This is a genomic window from Mycobacterium sp. ST-F2 (assembly GCF_001905655.1).
Taxonomy (GTDB): Bacteria; Actinomycetota; Actinomycetes; order Mycobacteriales; family Mycobacteriaceae; genus Mycobacterium.
Genome location: NZ_JMHT01000022.1, coordinates 103095 through 118125 on the forward strand (window position 1 = coordinate 103095; position 15031 = coordinate 118125).

The following is a 15031-nucleotide window of genomic DNA, read 5'->3' on the forward strand; positions in this document are numbered from 1 at the left end:
CGCCCGGTTCGTCAGCCCGATTCAGATTGGACGACGTGCACGACACCGGCCGCCACCGCCGCCGCGATGGACTCCTTCATCTGGCCACAGGCCAGGAAGATCCGCCCCGGCAGCAGCTCCGCCCGCCGGCGTTCCTCACACCTCGCGGCCGAGTCCGCGCTCCATTGCACGCTGGTCTGCTGCCAGCTGCCCTTGCGCGCCAAAACCTCTGCGCCACAAGCACGGCAGGCCACCGGCACCATCGGCATATCGGCCAGCCGGATATCGGGCCGCACGGTCATCAGACCGACTCCGCGGCCCGCGCTGCGATGTTGGCTTCCATCTCCTTGGTCCACGCCTCAAGGGGCACGGTGGTGTCCAGCTCGTATTCGAAGCGGTCGGTCATCTCCGGCACCACATCGGCGGCGTCGACATAGAACTGCTCGTACCACCGGCGCAACTGGTAGACCGGACCGTCCTCCTCGACCAGCAGCGGATTGTCGATGCGGGCCTTGTTCTTCCAGATCTGCACATCCTGCTCGAAGCCGCGCTTCACCCAGTCACCGAGGGCGATCGCGTTGGCCATCGCCGCGTCCTCGGGTAGGCCGACAGACTTCTTGACGACGATACCGTATTGCAGCACAAACGAATTCGCGTCGATGGGGTAATGGCAGTTGATCAGGACCGTGTGGTGATCGCCATCCGGGTAGTGATAGGTGAGGTCGTCGATCATGAAGGACGGCCCGTGGTACGACGCCACCGATGTCGAACCGAGCATCGCCGAGTCGCCGTCCGGACCCGACATGTCGGCACGTGCCGAACTGTTCATGAACTGAGTGGCGACGTGGCCTTCGAAGATGTTCTTGAAGTGCGCAGGCGTCGAGCCGTGGATGTAGAAGAAATGCGCCATGTCGACGACGTTGTCGATGATCTCGCGGCAGTTTGTGTTGACAACCGTTGTGTACCAATGCCAATCGGTCCATTCGTCGCTCTCCGCGGCCTCGATGCGCGGAATCGTGACGTCATCCGGTGGCGGGTTGCCCTCGGGATCATTCCAGATGAACAGCATGCCGTCCTGCTCGAGCGTCGACCACTTCGCGGTGCGCGCGAGCCGCGGCGTGCGCTTGGCGTACGGCACCAGCTTGCACTTGCCGTCGCCGCCCCACCGCCAGTCGTGGAACGGGCAGGCGATCTCATTGCCCTTGACGGTGCCCTGGCTCAGGTCACCGCCCATGTGCCGGCAGTAGCTGTCCAGCACGTTGAGCTGACCGTCCTCACCGCGGAACACGACGAGCTTCTGGCCGAAAGCCTTGATCGAATGCGGCTTGCCGTCACCGAGGTCCTTGGTCAGGCCGAGGCAGTGCCAACCACGGGCGAACCGGGTCGGTGCATCGCCGGCCTCGATCTGGCGAACATCGACATCATCCAGTGTCATCTTCAGCGACCATCCTCACATTGAAAACTGGGCTGCAGTTTGATGTTTCAGGTCTAACAGCTGCGGGGTGCGCGATGCACATGTTCTCCCGCTGGCAGGGACGTCCGAAGCCCGAAATCGCTCTGCCGCAATACGCTTAGCGCTCGTGACGACATCTGCCGCGGCCACGATTCCGGCCGGCCTCGACATCACTGACACCACCGTCGATCTGTTGGTGATCGGTTCCGGCATCGGCCTGGCCGCCGCCCTGAGTGGTCACGAGGCCGGGCTGAACGTCCTCGTGGTCGAAAAGGCTTCCGACGTCGGCGGTTCCACCGCCCGCTCGGGCGGAGCCCTGTGGCTGCCGACGACTCCCCTGCTCACCGACAAGGGCACCGCCGACACCGCTGACCGGGCCTCGACCTACCTCGACGCGGTCGTGCACGACACCGCGCCGGCGGCCCGCTCCACCGGCTTCCTGAAGCACGTCAACGCGACCGTCGAGATGCTGGGACGCACCACCCCGATGCGGTTGTTCTGGGCCCGCGAGTACTCGGACTACCACCCCGAGCTGCCCGGCGGCCGGGCCACCGGCCGCACCTGCGAGTGCCGCCCGCTCAACGCCCGTGTGCTCGGCAAGTACCGCGATCGCCTGCGCGGCGGCGTCATGGAGGTCAAGGTTCCGATGCCGACCACCGGCGCGGACTACAAATGGATGAACCTGATGGCCCGGGTGCCGCGAAAAGGGTTGCCGCTCATCGCAAAACGGCTCGCGCAGGGGGTCGGCGGCAAGCTGCTGGGCCGCGAGTACATCGCCGGCGGCCAGGCGCTGGCCGCCGGGCTGTTCGCCGGCGTGCTGCAGGCCGGCGTCCCGATCTGGACCGAGACCTCGCTGGTCCGCCTGACCGGTGACGGCCGGCGGGTCACCGGCGCGGTCCTGTCGCACGCGGGCCGCGAGGTCACCGTCACCGCCCGCCGCGGCGTGGTGCTGGCGGCCGGCGGCTTCGACCACGACATGGCGATGCGGCACAAGTACCAGTCCGATTCGCTCGGCGACCACGAGAGCCTCGGTGCCGACTCCAACACCGGCGACGCCATCCGGGCCGCCACCGATCTCGGTGCCGCCACCGCGCTGATGGATCAGGCCTGGTGGTTCCCGGCGGTGGCGTCGGCGAACGGCCGTCCGCCGGCCGTGCTGCTGGCCGAGCGCTCGCTGCCCGGCTCGCTGATCGTCGACCAGGACGGCAAGCGCTTCGCCAACGAATCGACCGACTACATGTCATTCGGCCAGCGGGTGCTCGAACTCGAGCGCGCCGGCACCCCGATCGAGTCGATGTGGATCGTCTTCGACCAGAAGTACCGCAACAGCTACGTCTTCGCCGCCGGCTCATTCCCCCGGATGCCCCTGCCCAAATCCTGGTACCGGGCCGGTATCGCGGCGAAGGCGACCAACTTCGCCGACCTGGCCGCGCAGATGGGTGTCCCAGTCGCCGATTTCGAGCAGACCATGACGCGGTTCAACGAAAGTGCGGCTGCCGGCATCGATCCCGATTTCGACCGTGGTCTCAGCGCCTACGACCAGTATTACGGCGACCCGACCGTGACGCCGAATCCGAACCTGCGGCCGTTGGTCAAGGGTCCGTTCTACGCCGTCAAGATGACGCTGAGCGACCTCGGCACATGCGGTGGCGTCGTGGCCGACGAGCGGGGCCGGGTGCACCGCGAGGACGGCGGTGTCATCGAAGGGCTGTACGCGCTCGGAAACACCGCGGCCAACGCCTTCGGCGCCGTCTACCCGGGCGCAGGCGCGACCATCGCGCAGGGCCTGGTGTACGGCTACATCGCCGGACGGGATGCCGCGGGCAAGCTGTAACGCTCAGAGGCCGCCGAGATCGTCGGGCACGTCGACGGCATATGCCCTGAGGACCTCGATCGGTACAACCTCCAGGGTGCGCTCGTGCGTGGAGGCCAGCACCACCGGCGCCGCGCAACCGTCATTGTGAGCCCGAAGCCAGTTCACCGCGGTCACGCACCAGCGGTCGCCGGGCGACAGCCCCGGGAATCGGTATTGCGGCATCGGCGTCGACAGGTCATTGCCGATCGAACGCTGGTGCGTCAGGAACTCGGCGGTCACGACCGCGCAGATGGTGTGCCGGCCGGCATCCTCGGGTCCGGTCGAGCAGCAGCCGTCGCGGTAGAAGCCCGTCAGCGGTTCGGTACCGCACGGTTCCAGCGGAGCACCGAGCACATTGCGATCTGCCATCGGTCAATCCTTCGCGCCCGGGCTAACTGTCGTGGCGACCCTGTACCTCACGCTCGACCTCGCGCCACAGGCCGGGCATCGAACGCGGCATGCCCGCTACACCTTTCGCTGCGGTCTGCAGCACCGCGTCGGCCTCGTCGATGTCCTTCATGAGCTCCAGCGCCAATTCCCGCTCGGCGGCGTAGTACTTGGCCGCCCAGCGCAGCGCGATCACCGAATACGCCCACACCGGCTGCGCCTTGGCGCCGTCGGAATCTTCGGCGGCCTGCCGCTCCATGGCCTCACAGTAGGCGACGTGCTGCTCCAGCAGCTCCCGCAGCCGGGTCGGATTGCTCAGATGGCCGAACGTAACCCGCAGCAGCACACTGTGTTTGAGCACAGGAGGGTCGACGGGCGCGTTGTTGGTCCAGTCGGTCACGGCAGCCATGCCGGACTCGGTGATCTTGTAGAGGCGACGGGTGCGCAGGCCCTCGTCCTGTTCGACCCGGGACTCGAGATAGCCAAGTCCCTCAAGCTTTTTCAGCTCGGTGTAGATCTGGCTGTACGACGGGCTCCAGTAGTAGAAACCGACACTCCAGTCGATCCACTTCTTGATGTCGTAGCCGCTGAGTTCCTCTTCGTACGACAGCATGCCGAGCAGCGTCCAACTCGTCGCTGCGAGCGACGGCTTGTTCTGTGGCTTACTTGCCATCTGCTTAGCCTAACAATCTATTGCCGCAAGCACCCAGTTCATGACCGCTCGCCGGGATAGTCATTCGCGGCCCACCGGCCCGGCTACCGCGGCCACGTAACGGCGTACCACCTGCTCTTCGGCCTTTTCGTCGGCCAGCGGCCAACACAGCAACGACAACACAACCCGCACGATCCAGTCCGCGAGAAGCGGATCCGTGGTTCCTGTCAGCTCGGATGCCGCCCGCGAGAGCCGAGGTGAGTCGAAGTCGATGAGGGCTCCGGCACGCACCACACCCGAGGCCAGCGGGTCCGCCCGGACCACTCGCAGGGACGTCAGCACGGCCGCCGCGATCCGCTCGGGCCCGGTGTGCCCGGCCACCGCCTGCGCGATCTCCTGTCCGACCCGCATGACCGCGCGCGCCAGCACCCCGTCCCGCAGCGCCTGTTTGCCGCCGACATGCCGGTACACCGTGGCGCGGGAACAGCCCACACTGGCGGCGACCTCGTCGATGTTCAACCGGTCCAGACCCCGGGCCGCGGCGCTGGCGGCCGCGGCGGCGTAAATGCGCTCGACGCCGGCATCGCGGCGCTCGGCACCGATCAGCCAGTCCACACCTGTGATACTAAATGACAAATATGTCTCATGGCGAGATATATTTTCATGAATCGTCTGCATCACCGCAGCTCTGGTACCGTGCCTGAGACTGCCGGAAATAGTCCTTGACACACCCTCATCGGCACCCAAAACTCAAGGCGTGCAACTAGTTTCAGATCTTCTCAGCCCGTCCGCGCTGGACGATCCGTATGCCTGTTACGCGCAGCTTCGCGTTGCCGGTCCGGTACACCGGGTGCCCGGCACAGATTTCTACCTGGCCACCACCTGGGACGCCGTGCAGGAGGCCGTCAGCCGCCCCGAGGACTTCTCCTCCAATCTGACCGCCACGCTGGTGAATGCGGGAACGCAGGCAGGGACGGTTTCGGCAGCGACCTTCGACATGGGCGCCGTCGACACCGCGGGACATGTACTCGCCACGGGCGACGACCCGCGGCACGCACACGAACGCAAACTGGTGCTACCGGCGTTGGTGGCCAAGCGAATCCGAGCCCTCGAGCCGACGATCGCCGACATCGCCCGACAGCTGTGGGCCGACGCGGCCGTGGGCGGTCGCATCGAGTGGATGTCCGCCGTCGGCGACCGGCTACCGATGACGCTGGTGGCCAGGCTCATCGGACTCCCCGACGACGACGTACCGCAGCTGGTCCAGTGGGGCTACGGCAGCACCGAACTGCTCAGTGGTGTCTTCGACCTCGACCACATCAGCACCGCGGTCGAGACGTCGACACAGCTGGCCGGCTACCTGTACGCCAAGTTCGCCGAAGCCCAACCGGACCCACGAGACAACCTCCTCGGCGACCTCGCCCGCGCGGTGGCCGACGGCGCCCTCGCCGGCGACACGGCGGTGCTGATGCTGCTTCAACTGGTGGGTGCCGGCGGCGAATCCACCGCGGGCCTGATGGGCAACGCGGCGCGGCTGCTGGCCACCCTGCCGGACATCCAGGAGCAGGTCCGGGACGATCCGCAGTTGGTGCCTGCCCTACTCGAGGAGACGCTGCGGCTCGAGTCACCGTTCCGCAACCATCACCGGCACATCCGGAACGACACCACGCTGGCCGGCGTACCGCTGCCCAAAGACGGCCACCTGCTGCTGTTGTGGGGCTCGGCCAACCGTGACCCGGCGGCGTTCGACGACCCCGACCTGCTGCAGCTGGGCCGTCCGAACCTGCGCAACCACCTCGCGTTCGGGAAGGGCCTGCACTTCTGCGTCGGCGCCGCACTGGCCCGTACCGAAGCCCGCATCGGGATCACCACGCTGCTGGAATCCACCGACTGGTTCGAGCTCGCCGACGCCGAATGGGTGCCGAGCCTCATGGTGCGCCGGCACCGGCGCCTGGAGCTGCGCTACCGCTGACCGCTATTCGGGCAGGCGCAGTTCGGGCTTCTCGACCTCTTCGATGTTGACGTCTTTGAAGGTGATGACCCTGACCTGCTTGACGAACCGCGCCGGCCGGTACATGTCCCAGACCCAGGCGTCGGCCAGCCGCAGCTCGAAGTAGACCTCGCCGTCGGCGTTGCGCGGAATCAGCTCGACACTGTTGGCCAGATAGAAGCGGCGCTCGGTCTCCACGACATAGCTGAACTGCCCGACGATGTCCTTGTACTCGCGGTACAGCGAGAGTTCCATCTCGGTTTCATACTTCTCGAGATCCTCGGCACTCATCGGCACAAACTCATCAGTTCAGCGGTCCTTCGGTTTACGTGGTTTGTCAGGGCCATTTTCCCTTACCCGGATCGGCAGCGCTGCCCTATGCCGGGTTTGGTCGCCACCTTGCGCACATTGGCGAACGAGAACCGGTGCTCCGGGCACGGCCCCAGGTCCGCCAGCGCGGCGGTGTGCGCGGGGGTGCTGTACCCCTTGTGCACCGCGAACCCGTAGCCCGGATGCACGGCGTCCATCTCGACCATCAGGCGGTCGCGGCTGACCTTCGCCAGCACACTGGCCGCGGCGATGCACGCGGCCGCGGCGTCCCCGCCGACCACCGGCAGCGACGGCATCGGCAACCCCGGGACCCGGAAGCCGTCCGAGAGAACATATCCCGGTCGCAGTGACAGCCCCGCCACCGCACGGCGCATGCCTTCGATGTTGGCGATGTGCACCCCGCGTCGGTCCACCTCGACCGACGGGATGAACACCACGTGATACGCCAGCGCATAGCGCCGGATCAACGGAAACAGGCGTTCCCGTTCGGCTTCGTTCAGCTTCTTCGAATCATCAAGGGCCGCCAGGCTTTCCAGCCGATTCGGCCCCAGCACACAGGCGGCCACCACCAGCGGGCCGGCGCAGGCCCCGCGGCCGACCTCGTCCACTCCGGCCACCGGACCCAGGCCGCCGCGGTACAACGCAGACTCCAGGGTGCGCAGGCCGGCGGACTTGCGGATCACCGTGCGGGGCGGCCAAACCGGCAAGACAACACCTATTGACCAGTCTGCGGGTTGACCGTGACCACACCGCCCCAGCGCGACGGCGGCCACGCGATGAACCGGGCCTTGCCGATCACGTTGTCGACCGGCACCGTGCCCGCCATCGGGTCACCGGTGCACATCAGCCCGTTGATGGCGTCGGCCGGGGTGTTCGTGCAGTGCGCACGCGAGTCGGCCGAATGGGTGCGGTTGTCGCCCATCACCCAGAGCCGATGGTCGGGCACCTTCACCGGGCCGAACTCGTAGCCGAGGCACGGATCGGTCGCCGGGTCGACCATCATGGTCGCCGGGTCCAGGTACGGCTCCTTGAGCTTCTTGCCATCGACCGTCAGACCCGTCGAGTTCCGGCACTGGACCGTCTGGCCGCCGACAGCGATGACGCGCTTCACCAGATCGTTCTCATCGGGCGGCACGAAGCCGACGACCGAGAGCGCGTCCTGGATCCAGCGCATCGTCGGATTGTCCGAACGGATCGACTTGTAGCTGATGTTCCAGTTCGGCGGGCCCTTGAAGACCACCACGTCACCGGGCTCGGGCGCACCGAACCGATAGGTCAGCTTGTCGACCATGATCCGGTCGCCGACGCAGCCGCTGCAGCCGTGCAGCGTGGGCTCCATGGACTCCGACGGAATCAGGTACGGCCGCGCGACGAATGTCAGCACGACGTAGTACAGCAAGACCGCGGTGACGACGAGGACGACGCCCTCACGCAAGGCGGCCAGCTTCGACTTCGGCTTTTCGTCGGCCGTGTCGGCCTCGTCGGCGGCCATCTTGGTGTCGGGGTCGTCCGTCGTCGGACTGTCCGGGGTACTGCTGTCCTCGCTCGGGCCGGTCACGGCACCAGGCTAATCAGTTCGGCTGTGACGTCGCCGAACAAGCTCAGCGCTTTTCCTTGATCTTGGCCTTCTTGCCACGGAGCTCGCGCAGGTAGTAGAGCTTGGCGCGACGGACGTCACCGCGGGTGACGACGTCGATGTGGTCGATGTTCGGCGAGTGCACCGGGAAGGTCCGCTCGACGCCGACGCCGTAGCTCTCCTTGCGGACGGTGAAGGTCTCACCGATGCCGCCACCCTGACGACGGATCACGACGCCCTTGAACACCTGGATGCGGTGCTTGTTGCCCTCGATGACCTTGACGTGCACATTGAGGGTGTCGCCGGGGTTGAAGGCCGGGATGTCGTCGCGCAGCGACGCCTGGTCGACGAAGTCCAGCGTTTTCATCGGTGACACTTCCTTGCTAACTCGCGGCTGGAGCCGTCGGACGCCAAGCGGCGCGACGGAAAAGCCATTTCTCTTTACGGACGTTGGTCGGATGCCGTAGCGGGCGGGGACACATCCGGAACAGACGCCGACCCCGCGCCCAGCGCAGACAACTGCTCAATTGTGCCAGACGGCCGCCGGGTGACGAAATCGTGACCCCACCGGGAGCGGTGCAGTCGACATCACAGACCACACCGCCACATCCGTCACACGCAACACACATTCACCGGTTACGCTGATCAATCGGAATTTACTCACCGTGAGGCTAGGAGACCCATGCGCCCGCAGCACCTGAAGCTGCTGACCATCACCGCTGCTGCGGCAACGGTGATGGTCACAGCCGGTTGCGAGGCGAAGGTCTACGGGGCTGCGCCCCCGAACAAGATCGCGCTGACCGTCGTGCCGGTGGTCACGGCACTGGAGATCCCGCAGGCCCCAGCCACCGAGCCCGCCGCGGCCCTGACGGGCCTCGAATCCCGCGAACGTAGCGCCACCAGCGATGCCGCGGCGGCCGGCGCACAGATGAGCGCCGCGGTGCTCGATCGCAACACCGGCCAGCTGATCGCCACCGGCAACGGTTCCGCCATGCCCATCGCATCGGTGGCCAAGCTCTTCATCGCGGACGACCTGCTACTGCAAGAGGCCAAGGGCCAGATCGAGCTCACCGCGGCCGACCGGCAGTCGCTGGACACCATGCTGCGCTCGTCCGACGACTCCGCGGCCGAGGTCTTCTGGAACCGCAGCGGCGGCAACAGCGTCATCACGCGCGTCGCGGCCCGCTACGGACTGACCGGGACGTCGGTGCCCTATGACGGCAAGTGGTGGAACACCATGAGCACCACCTCCGATCTGGTGCACTACTACGACCAGCTGCTCAATGGTTCGGGCGGGCTACCGCCGGAGCAGGCCAGCATCATCCTGTCCAACCTGGCCGCGTCCACGCCAACCGGCGCGGACGGCTACCCGCAGCGCTTCGGCATCCCGGACGGGCTGTACGGCGAGCCGGTAGCGGTGAAGCAGGGCTGGATGCCGGAGTGGGGCGGCAACAACTGGATGCACATGTCCACCGGCGTGATCGGCGCCGACCGGCGCTACGTCATGGCGATCGGCTCGCTGCAACCCACCGATGACGCCACGGCTCGCGCCACGATCACCAACGCGGTGAAGACGATGTTCCCGGGCGGACGAATCAGCTAGCTGGGGCAAGCGAAGCGACGGGAAGCGGTCTAGCTCAACAGATCAGGTCTTCTTTCCCGCGTCCGCTGCAGACCCTGTTCGCGACGCCACGCGGCCACCTTGGCATGGTCGCCGGACAGCAGCACCGGGGGCACCTCGAGATCGCGCCACACCGGCGGCCGGGTGTAGCTCGGCCCCTCCAGCACTCCCCCGACATGCGCGGAATGCGAATCATCCTGGTGCGACTCCGGATTGCCCAGGACGTCGGGCAGCAGCCGCACGACGGCCTCGATCATCACGAGTGCCGCGGACTCGCCACCAGGCAGCACGTAGTCGCCGATCGACACCTCTTCGACGCGCATGCGCCGGGCAGCGTCGTCGGCGACCCGCTGGTCGATGCCTTCGTAGCGGCCGCAGGCGAACACCAGGTGCTTCTCACCTGTCCAGCGGTGCGCGTGCTCCTGCGTGAACAGCCGGCCCGCGGGCGTCGGGACCACCAAAACCGTTTCGGGCGTACAGATTTCGTCGAGCGCGGCACCCCAGATCGGCGCCTTCATCACCATGCCGGGTCCGCCGCCGTACGGGGAATCGTCGACCGACTTGTGGACGTCGTGTGTCCAGTTCCGCAGATCGTGAACGCCCAGTTGGACGGTGCCGTTGGCGATGGCCTTGCCGGGCAGGGATTGCTGCAGCGCGTCGAGATACGCCGGAAAAATGGTGACTACGTCAATGCGCATGGCTGTCAATCCGCATGGATGTCAGTCCATCTCGAGCAGGCCGTCGGGCGGATCGATCTCCACCAGACCGTCGGCCAGCGACACAGTCGGCACCATGTGGGTGACGAACGGCACCAGCACCTCGGCGCCGGATTCTGTTCGGATGGACAGCAACTCGCCGCCGGGCGTGTGCAGCACCTCGGTCACCACACCCACGTCGACGCCGTCGACGGTGCGGACCTTGAGGCCCTCGAGCTGGTGATCGTAGAACTCGTCGGGCTCGTCGATGGGCGGCAGACTGGCGGAGTCCACCAGAAACAGGGTGCCGCGCAACGCATCTGCCGCATTGCGGTCGGTCACGCCTTCGAGACGCACCAACAGCCGGCCGCCATGCTCACGCATCGATTCGACGACGAAGGTCCGCTGCGGACCGGGATTCCGGGCTCCCGGCTTGCCACGCAGCGATGATCCCGGCGAGAAACGCTCGCCGGGATCATCGGTACGTACTTCAACGACTACCTCGCCGCTGATGCCGTGCGCCTTGACGACGCGGCCGACCACGAGGTCCATATTTACTGGTCGGTGTCCACCACGTCGACGCGGATGCCCCGACCGCCGATGCCGGCGACCAGCGTCCGCAGCGCGGTGGCCGTGCGGCCGCCGCGCCCGATGACCTTGCCCAGGTCGTCGGGGTGCACGTGCACCTCAACGGTGCGACCGCGACGGCTGGTCACCATGTCGACCCGGACATCGTCGGGGTTGTCGACGATCCCGCGGACCAGATGCTCTACGGCGTCGACGACGACGCTGCTCATTCGGCGGGCGCTTCGGCCTCGGCCTCAGTGGCCTCGGCAGCCTCGGTCTCGGCGGCAGCCTCGGCTGCGGCCTCTTCCTTCTTGTCCTTGCGCTTCTTCAGCGTGACGGCCTCGCCACCGGGGGCGGCGTCGGCGTTCGCCAGCGCGGCGTTGAACAGGTCCAGCTTGGACGGCTTGGGCTCCTTGACCTTCAGGGTGCCCTCGGCGCCCGGCAGGCCCTTGAACTTCTGCCAGTCACCGGTGATCTTCAGCAGGGCGGCGACGGGCTCGGTCGGCTGTGCGCCGACGCCCAGCCAGTACTGCGCGCGCTCCGAATCGATCTCGATCAGGCTCGGCTCTTCCTTCGGGTGGTACCGGCCGATGACCTCGATGGCGCGGCCGTCGCGGCGGGTGCGCGCGTCGGCGACGATGATGCGGTACTGGGGGTTGCGGATCTTGCCAAGCCGGGTGAGCTTGATCTTGACAGCCATGTTTCTGCACTTCTCCTGATGATTGCCACGCTGCAATTCAGCGACTCAGGCGGATTGCCCGGTCCGGTCTTGCCTCACGTGTGTGACCGCCGCGCGGCGCATTGAACGAGTCGCGGACAGACAGCCGATCATTCTGCCAGAGCAGCTGCGACCGGCCCAAATCCCGCTAGACCACGCGGTCGAAGCACTTGGTCTCGACGCGCCGCGTCATACGCCAGCCCTCGGCGGTGCGGACGAACTCGTCCTCGTACCAGAGGCCGCAGAACAGCACCTGGCTCTGCTTCTCCGCGTCGCCCGACGGCAGCACCATCGGGTTGAAACAGATGGTGCGCGATTTCGCGGTGTCGCCGGTGATGGTGACGTCGAAGTTGCCGAGCATGTGGGCGTAGGCCGGAAAGTTCGGCAGCACCTGCGCCAACCATTCCTTCACCTCGGGGAAATGCCCGTCGATGCCGCCCATCGCGCGGTAGTCGATGTAGGCGTCGGGTGTGAAAACCTGTGCCAGATCATCGAATTGACGGCTGTCGATGGCCGTCGAGTACGCGACCAACAGCTGTTGGATTTCCAGGCGGTCCGAGATCTCTTCCAGGCTCAGCATGGTCCGATTGAACACCACCGGACAGCTGTCCGGATGGCGGGCGGGAGCTTCAGGGCGCGGTTCGGGCATGTCGAAGTCCCGCAGCGGCGCCAACCACCCCGACGCGCAGGCGAATCAGTTTGTCGGACTGTCACTTTCACCATCATCGTCGCTTCCACCTTCGGTGGGGTACAGCGTTGGGTGCCAGTACTGGTTGGTTCGGGGTTGGCCGACATCCAGCAGTGGTGGTGGGGTCCAGTGGGGGCGGCCGTCTTTCATGGCGCTGCTCCAGCCGGTGGTGTCTTCGAGGCGGTTGTCGCAGCCGCAGGCCAGGGCCATGGTGGTGACGTCGGTCTGTCCGCCGCGGGTCCATCCGGGGATGTGGTGAGCCTGGCAGCCCGCGGCCGGGACAGTGCACTCGGGGCGGGTGCAGCCCAAGTCGCGGGCGAATAGGGCCAGGCGTTGGCCGGTGGTGGCGGTGCGCCTCGCTCTGCCGAGATAGAGGGGGACGTCGGAGTGGTTGTCGAAGACGGCGAGGTAGCAGGATGCGCCGGTGCGGGCGGCCAGGTTGAGCAGGTCTCGGACGGGGAGCTGGCTGCCGGTGTGCGTTACGGCGACCCCGGCGCGCTGCTCGAGCTGCTCGAGGGTGCAGGTCGCCACGATGGTGACCGGGAAACCGTTGTGCTCACCCAGATCGGTGGACAGCAGCAGCAGGCCCACCGTTTCCCAGGCATCATGCTGACGCTGCGCCAGGGTGCGGTGATCATTGTCGATCTGCTCTTGGGTCGGTGTCCCGCAGGTGCAGGGCTGCGGGTCGGCGGGGTTGCACATGCCCGGCGCGGCGTATTTGGCCATCAACGCTTCGAAGGTGGCCCGCGCGGCCGGGGTCAGCACACCACGCAACGCCGACGTGCCATCAGCAGCCTGCTTGGACACCACCAATGCCCGGTCCCGGTACGGGTCGGGGTCGCGGTCATCGGGTTCGGGGCCGTCCTGATCCAACTCGTAGAGCTTGCGTTTGACCACCGATCGCAGCGATTCAGGCGTGAGATTGCGGGCCGCGGCCACCAGCGCCTGCTCGCACTCGTCGAGGCTGGCCAGGTCGACCCAGGTGGGCAGTTTCGCGAAAAACGACTCGATGACATCAACATGATCACCATTGATCGCGCCCTCGGCGACCGCGGCCGCGACATGCGGCCGCAGCGGCGGCAACACCTCCCCGGTCAGGGACATGCGGGGCCCCAACAGTTCGGCGTGCCGGACCCGGCGGCGGGCCTCCTCGCTGCTGAGCCGGTCCCGGATGCGCAGCGCGTCGGCCCAGTTTTTCGCCCCGATCTCCTTGGCCGTGGTTTGGGCTTGGGTGGCGGCGACGATCGCGTGGTCCACGGCTTCGGCGGCGCAGCGTAGCTGTTCGCGGTGGGACTGCAACGCCAACAATTCGGGGACCGACAATCGGCTGTAGTCCAGGGACGCCACCCGGGCCAGCGCCGTGTCGAGGCCGGTGTAGGCCTCGTCGACGGTGAGCGTGCTGGCGATGTCCATATTCGAACAATAGTTCGACCCACTGACAAAAATCGGTCGCTGACTGTGACGCCAGTTACCTACCGTGACCAGGGGAACCAAAGTGACCAAAGTTGTTTTGAATTGTTCGGTGGACCTCGCCCGGTTGCCAGTACGTCGACGACGTCGAGACGGCACCACCCAGGTTCGGCCAGTAGGCTGCTGGCTCCATGGGAAGGTTCGCAACCGCCGTCATGGCGACCCTGACGCTCGTGTTCCTCGTCGCGCCGCCGCTGGCGGCCGCCGACCCCGACATCCAGCCCGTCGGCACCGTACAGATTCCGGCGGGCCCGGCCCCGGCCTGGATCGTCGCCGACATGGACTCCGGACAGATCCTCGCCGGCCAGGACATCGACCTGCGGCATCCGCCCGCCAGCACCATCAAGACGCTGCTGGCGCTGACGGCGCTCAGTGAACTGCCGAACCTGGACGCGACTGTGGCCGGCACCGTCGCCGACACCCAGGTGGAGTGCAACTGCGCCGGCATCGTCCCCGGCCACGTGTACACCGCGCGCCAGCTGCTGGACGCGGTGCTGCTCGCCTCGGGCAACGACGCCGCCAACGCCCTGGCCGACATGATCGGCGGCTACGACGTCGCCGTCGCGAAGATGAACGCCAAGGCCGCCGCCATCGGTGCCGTCGACACTCACGCCGCGACCCCGTCAGGTCTGGACGGTGCCGGTGGTTCGGGCTGGACCACACCCCGCGACCTGGCCATCATCTTCCGCGCAGCCATGGCCAACCCGTACTTCGCACAGATCACCGCGCAGCCCGCCGCGACGTTCCCCGGCAAGAACGGCAACGAGCAGATCGTCAACGAGAACCAGCTGCTGCAGCGGTACCCGGGCACCATCGGCGGCAAGACCGGGTTCACCAACGCCGCCAAGAAGACCTACGTCGCCGCCGCCGACCGCGGTGGACGCCGCCTGGTCATCGCCATGATGTACGGCATGGTGCGCGAGGGCGGGCCGACCTACTGGGACCAGGCCTCGCAGTTGCTCGATTGGGGCTTCGCGCAGGACCGCTCGGTCACCATCGGCTCCCTGTAAACCGAAACAACCGATACCCGACCGGAATCTGCACGCGAGC

General features: G+C 66.8%; 19 protein-coding genes. 4 read left to right on the top strand and 15 right to left on the bottom strand.

Going from position 1 to position 15031, the window contains the following annotated elements:
• Positions 1 to 11 precede the first annotated feature (11 nt).
• Together EB75_RS09740 and EB75_RS09745 are read right to left on the bottom strand one after the other, a co-directional pair.
• Positions 12 to 281: a ferredoxin gene (locus EB75_RS09740; protein WP_073695222.1), complete on the bottom strand. Its 270-nt coding sequence runs from the start codon at positions 279 to 281 to the stop codon at positions 12 to 14.
• Positions 281 to 1414, bottom strand: coding sequence for a 3-ketosteroid-9-alpha-monooxygenase, oxygenase component (locus EB75_RS09745; RefSeq protein WP_073695223.1), 1134 nt, complete (start codon positions 1412 to 1414; stop codon positions 281 to 283). Before EB75_RS09745 ends, EB75_RS09740 begins: the two co-directional genes overlap by 1 nt.
• A 145-nt stretch (positions 1415 to 1559) precedes the next feature.
• On the opposite strand from EB75_RS09745, the gene EB75_RS09750 reads away from it, so the two are divergent.
• Positions 1560 to 3266, top strand: a complete 1707-nt coding sequence (locus EB75_RS09750; RefSeq protein ID WP_073695224.1) for a 3-ketosteroid-delta-1-dehydrogenase — start codon at positions 1560 to 1562, stop codon at positions 3264 to 3266.
• 3 nt (positions 3267 to 3269) lie between these two features.
• Here EB75_RS09750 and EB75_RS09755 read toward each other — a convergent pair whose 3' ends face one another.
• From EB75_RS09755 to EB75_RS09765, 3 genes are read right to left on the bottom strand one after another with little or no spacing between them, the layout of a single operon-like run.
• Positions 3270 to 3656, bottom strand: a complete 387-nt coding sequence (locus EB75_RS09755) for a DUF2237 family protein (protein ID WP_073695225.1) — start codon at positions 3654 to 3656, stop codon at positions 3270 to 3272.
• A gap of 22 nt (positions 3657 to 3678) precedes the next feature.
• On the bottom strand, positions 3679 to 4347 hold the full coding sequence (locus EB75_RS09760; RefSeq protein WP_073695226.1) for a PadR family transcriptional regulator: 669 nt from the start codon (positions 4345 to 4347) through the stop codon (positions 3679 to 3681).
• 60 nt (positions 4348 to 4407) lie between these two features.
• Complete coding sequence (locus tag EB75_RS09765) at positions 4408 to 4941, bottom strand: TetR/AcrR family transcriptional regulator (RefSeq protein WP_083612132.1); 534 nt, start codon at positions 4939 to 4941, stop codon at positions 4408 to 4410.
• Between the two features lie 142 nt (positions 4942 to 5083).
• On the opposite strand from EB75_RS09765, the gene EB75_RS09770 reads away from it, so the two are divergent.
• A complete protein-coding gene (locus EB75_RS09770; protein ID WP_073695227.1) occupies positions 5084 to 6298 on the top strand; it encodes a cytochrome P450 in 1215 nt (404 codons plus the stop codon).
• 3 nt (positions 6299 to 6301) lie between these two features.
• Here the strand turns inward: EB75_RS09770 and EB75_RS09775 are convergent, their stop codons facing one another.
• The 4 genes from EB75_RS09775 to rplS all read right to left on the bottom strand — a co-directional run bounded on the left by EB75_RS09775 (position 6302) and on the right by rplS (position 8589).
• Positions 6302 to 6607 (bottom strand): DUF2469 domain-containing protein, encoded by a 306-nt coding sequence (locus tag EB75_RS09775; RefSeq protein WP_003893809.1) that lies wholly within the window; start codon positions 6605 to 6607, stop codon positions 6302 to 6304.
• Between the two features lie 62 nt (positions 6608 to 6669).
• A complete protein-coding gene (locus EB75_RS09780; protein WP_073695228.1) occupies positions 6670 to 7353 on the bottom strand; it encodes a ribonuclease HII in 684 nt (227 codons plus the stop codon).
• Between the two features lie 8 nt (positions 7354 to 7361).
• Complete coding sequence (gene lepB, locus EB75_RS09785; protein WP_073695229.1) at positions 7362 to 8204, bottom strand: signal peptidase I; 843 nt, start codon at positions 8202 to 8204, stop codon at positions 7362 to 7364.
• 43 nt (positions 8205 to 8247) lie between these two features.
• On the bottom strand, positions 8248 to 8589 hold the full coding sequence (gene rplS, locus EB75_RS09790; RefSeq protein WP_020103768.1) for a 50S ribosomal protein L19: 342 nt from the start codon (positions 8587 to 8589) through the stop codon (positions 8248 to 8250).
• 315 nt (positions 8590 to 8904) lie between these two features.
• Between rplS and EB75_RS09795 the strand changes: the two genes are divergently transcribed.
• Positions 8905 to 9825 carry a serine hydrolase gene (locus tag EB75_RS09795; RefSeq protein WP_073695230.1) on the top strand — a complete coding sequence of 307 codons (921 nt, stop codon included), beginning with the start codon at positions 8905 to 8907 and terminating at the stop codon, positions 9823 to 9825.
• A 29-nt stretch (positions 9826 to 9854) separates the two neighbouring features.
• Here EB75_RS09795 and trmD read toward each other — a convergent pair whose 3' ends face one another.
• The 6 genes from trmD to EB75_RS09825 all read right to left on the bottom strand — a co-directional run bounded on the left by trmD (position 9855) and on the right by EB75_RS09825 (position 13924).
• Entirely contained in the window at positions 9855 to 10541 is a 687-nt protein-coding gene (gene trmD, locus EB75_RS09800) for a tRNA (guanosine(37)-N1)-methyltransferase TrmD (RefSeq protein WP_073695231.1), read from the bottom strand.
• A gap of 21 nt (positions 10542 to 10562) precedes the next feature.
• Positions 10563 to 11090, bottom strand: a complete 528-nt coding sequence (gene rimM, locus EB75_RS09805) for a ribosome maturation factor RimM (protein WP_073695232.1) — start codon at positions 11088 to 11090, stop codon at positions 10563 to 10565.
• A gap of 2 nt (positions 11091 to 11092) precedes the next feature.
• The gene (locus tag EB75_RS09810; RefSeq protein ID WP_003881089.1) at positions 11093 to 11335 is read right to left on the bottom strand and encodes an RNA-binding protein; all 243 of its coding nucleotides are present in this window, start codon (positions 11333 to 11335) and stop codon (positions 11093 to 11095) included.
• Positions 11332 to 11805 (bottom strand): 30S ribosomal protein S16, encoded by a 474-nt coding sequence (gene rpsP / locus EB75_RS09815; RefSeq protein WP_073695233.1) that lies wholly within the window; start codon positions 11803 to 11805, stop codon positions 11332 to 11334. The genes EB75_RS09810 and rpsP overlap by 4 nt, the downstream gene beginning before the upstream one ends.
• A gap of 166 nt (positions 11806 to 11971) precedes the next feature.
• Positions 11972 to 12403, bottom strand: a complete 432-nt coding sequence (locus EB75_RS09820) for a nuclear transport factor 2 family protein (RefSeq protein ID WP_073695312.1) — start codon at positions 12401 to 12403, stop codon at positions 11972 to 11974.
• Positions 12404 to 12517: 114 nt separating this feature from the next.
• Positions 12518 to 13924 (bottom strand): HNH endonuclease signature motif containing protein, encoded by a 1407-nt coding sequence (locus EB75_RS09825; RefSeq protein WP_073695234.1) that lies wholly within the window; start codon positions 13922 to 13924, stop codon positions 12518 to 12520.
• A gap of 188 nt (positions 13925 to 14112) precedes the next feature.
• Here EB75_RS09825 and EB75_RS09830 point away from each other — a divergent pair, with 188 nt between their 5' ends.
• On the top strand, positions 14113 to 14991 hold the full coding sequence (locus tag EB75_RS09830; protein ID WP_073695235.1) for a D-alanyl-D-alanine carboxypeptidase family protein: 879 nt from the start codon (positions 14113 to 14115) through the stop codon (positions 14989 to 14991).
• The last annotated feature ends 40 nt before the right edge of the window (positions 14992 to 15031 follow it).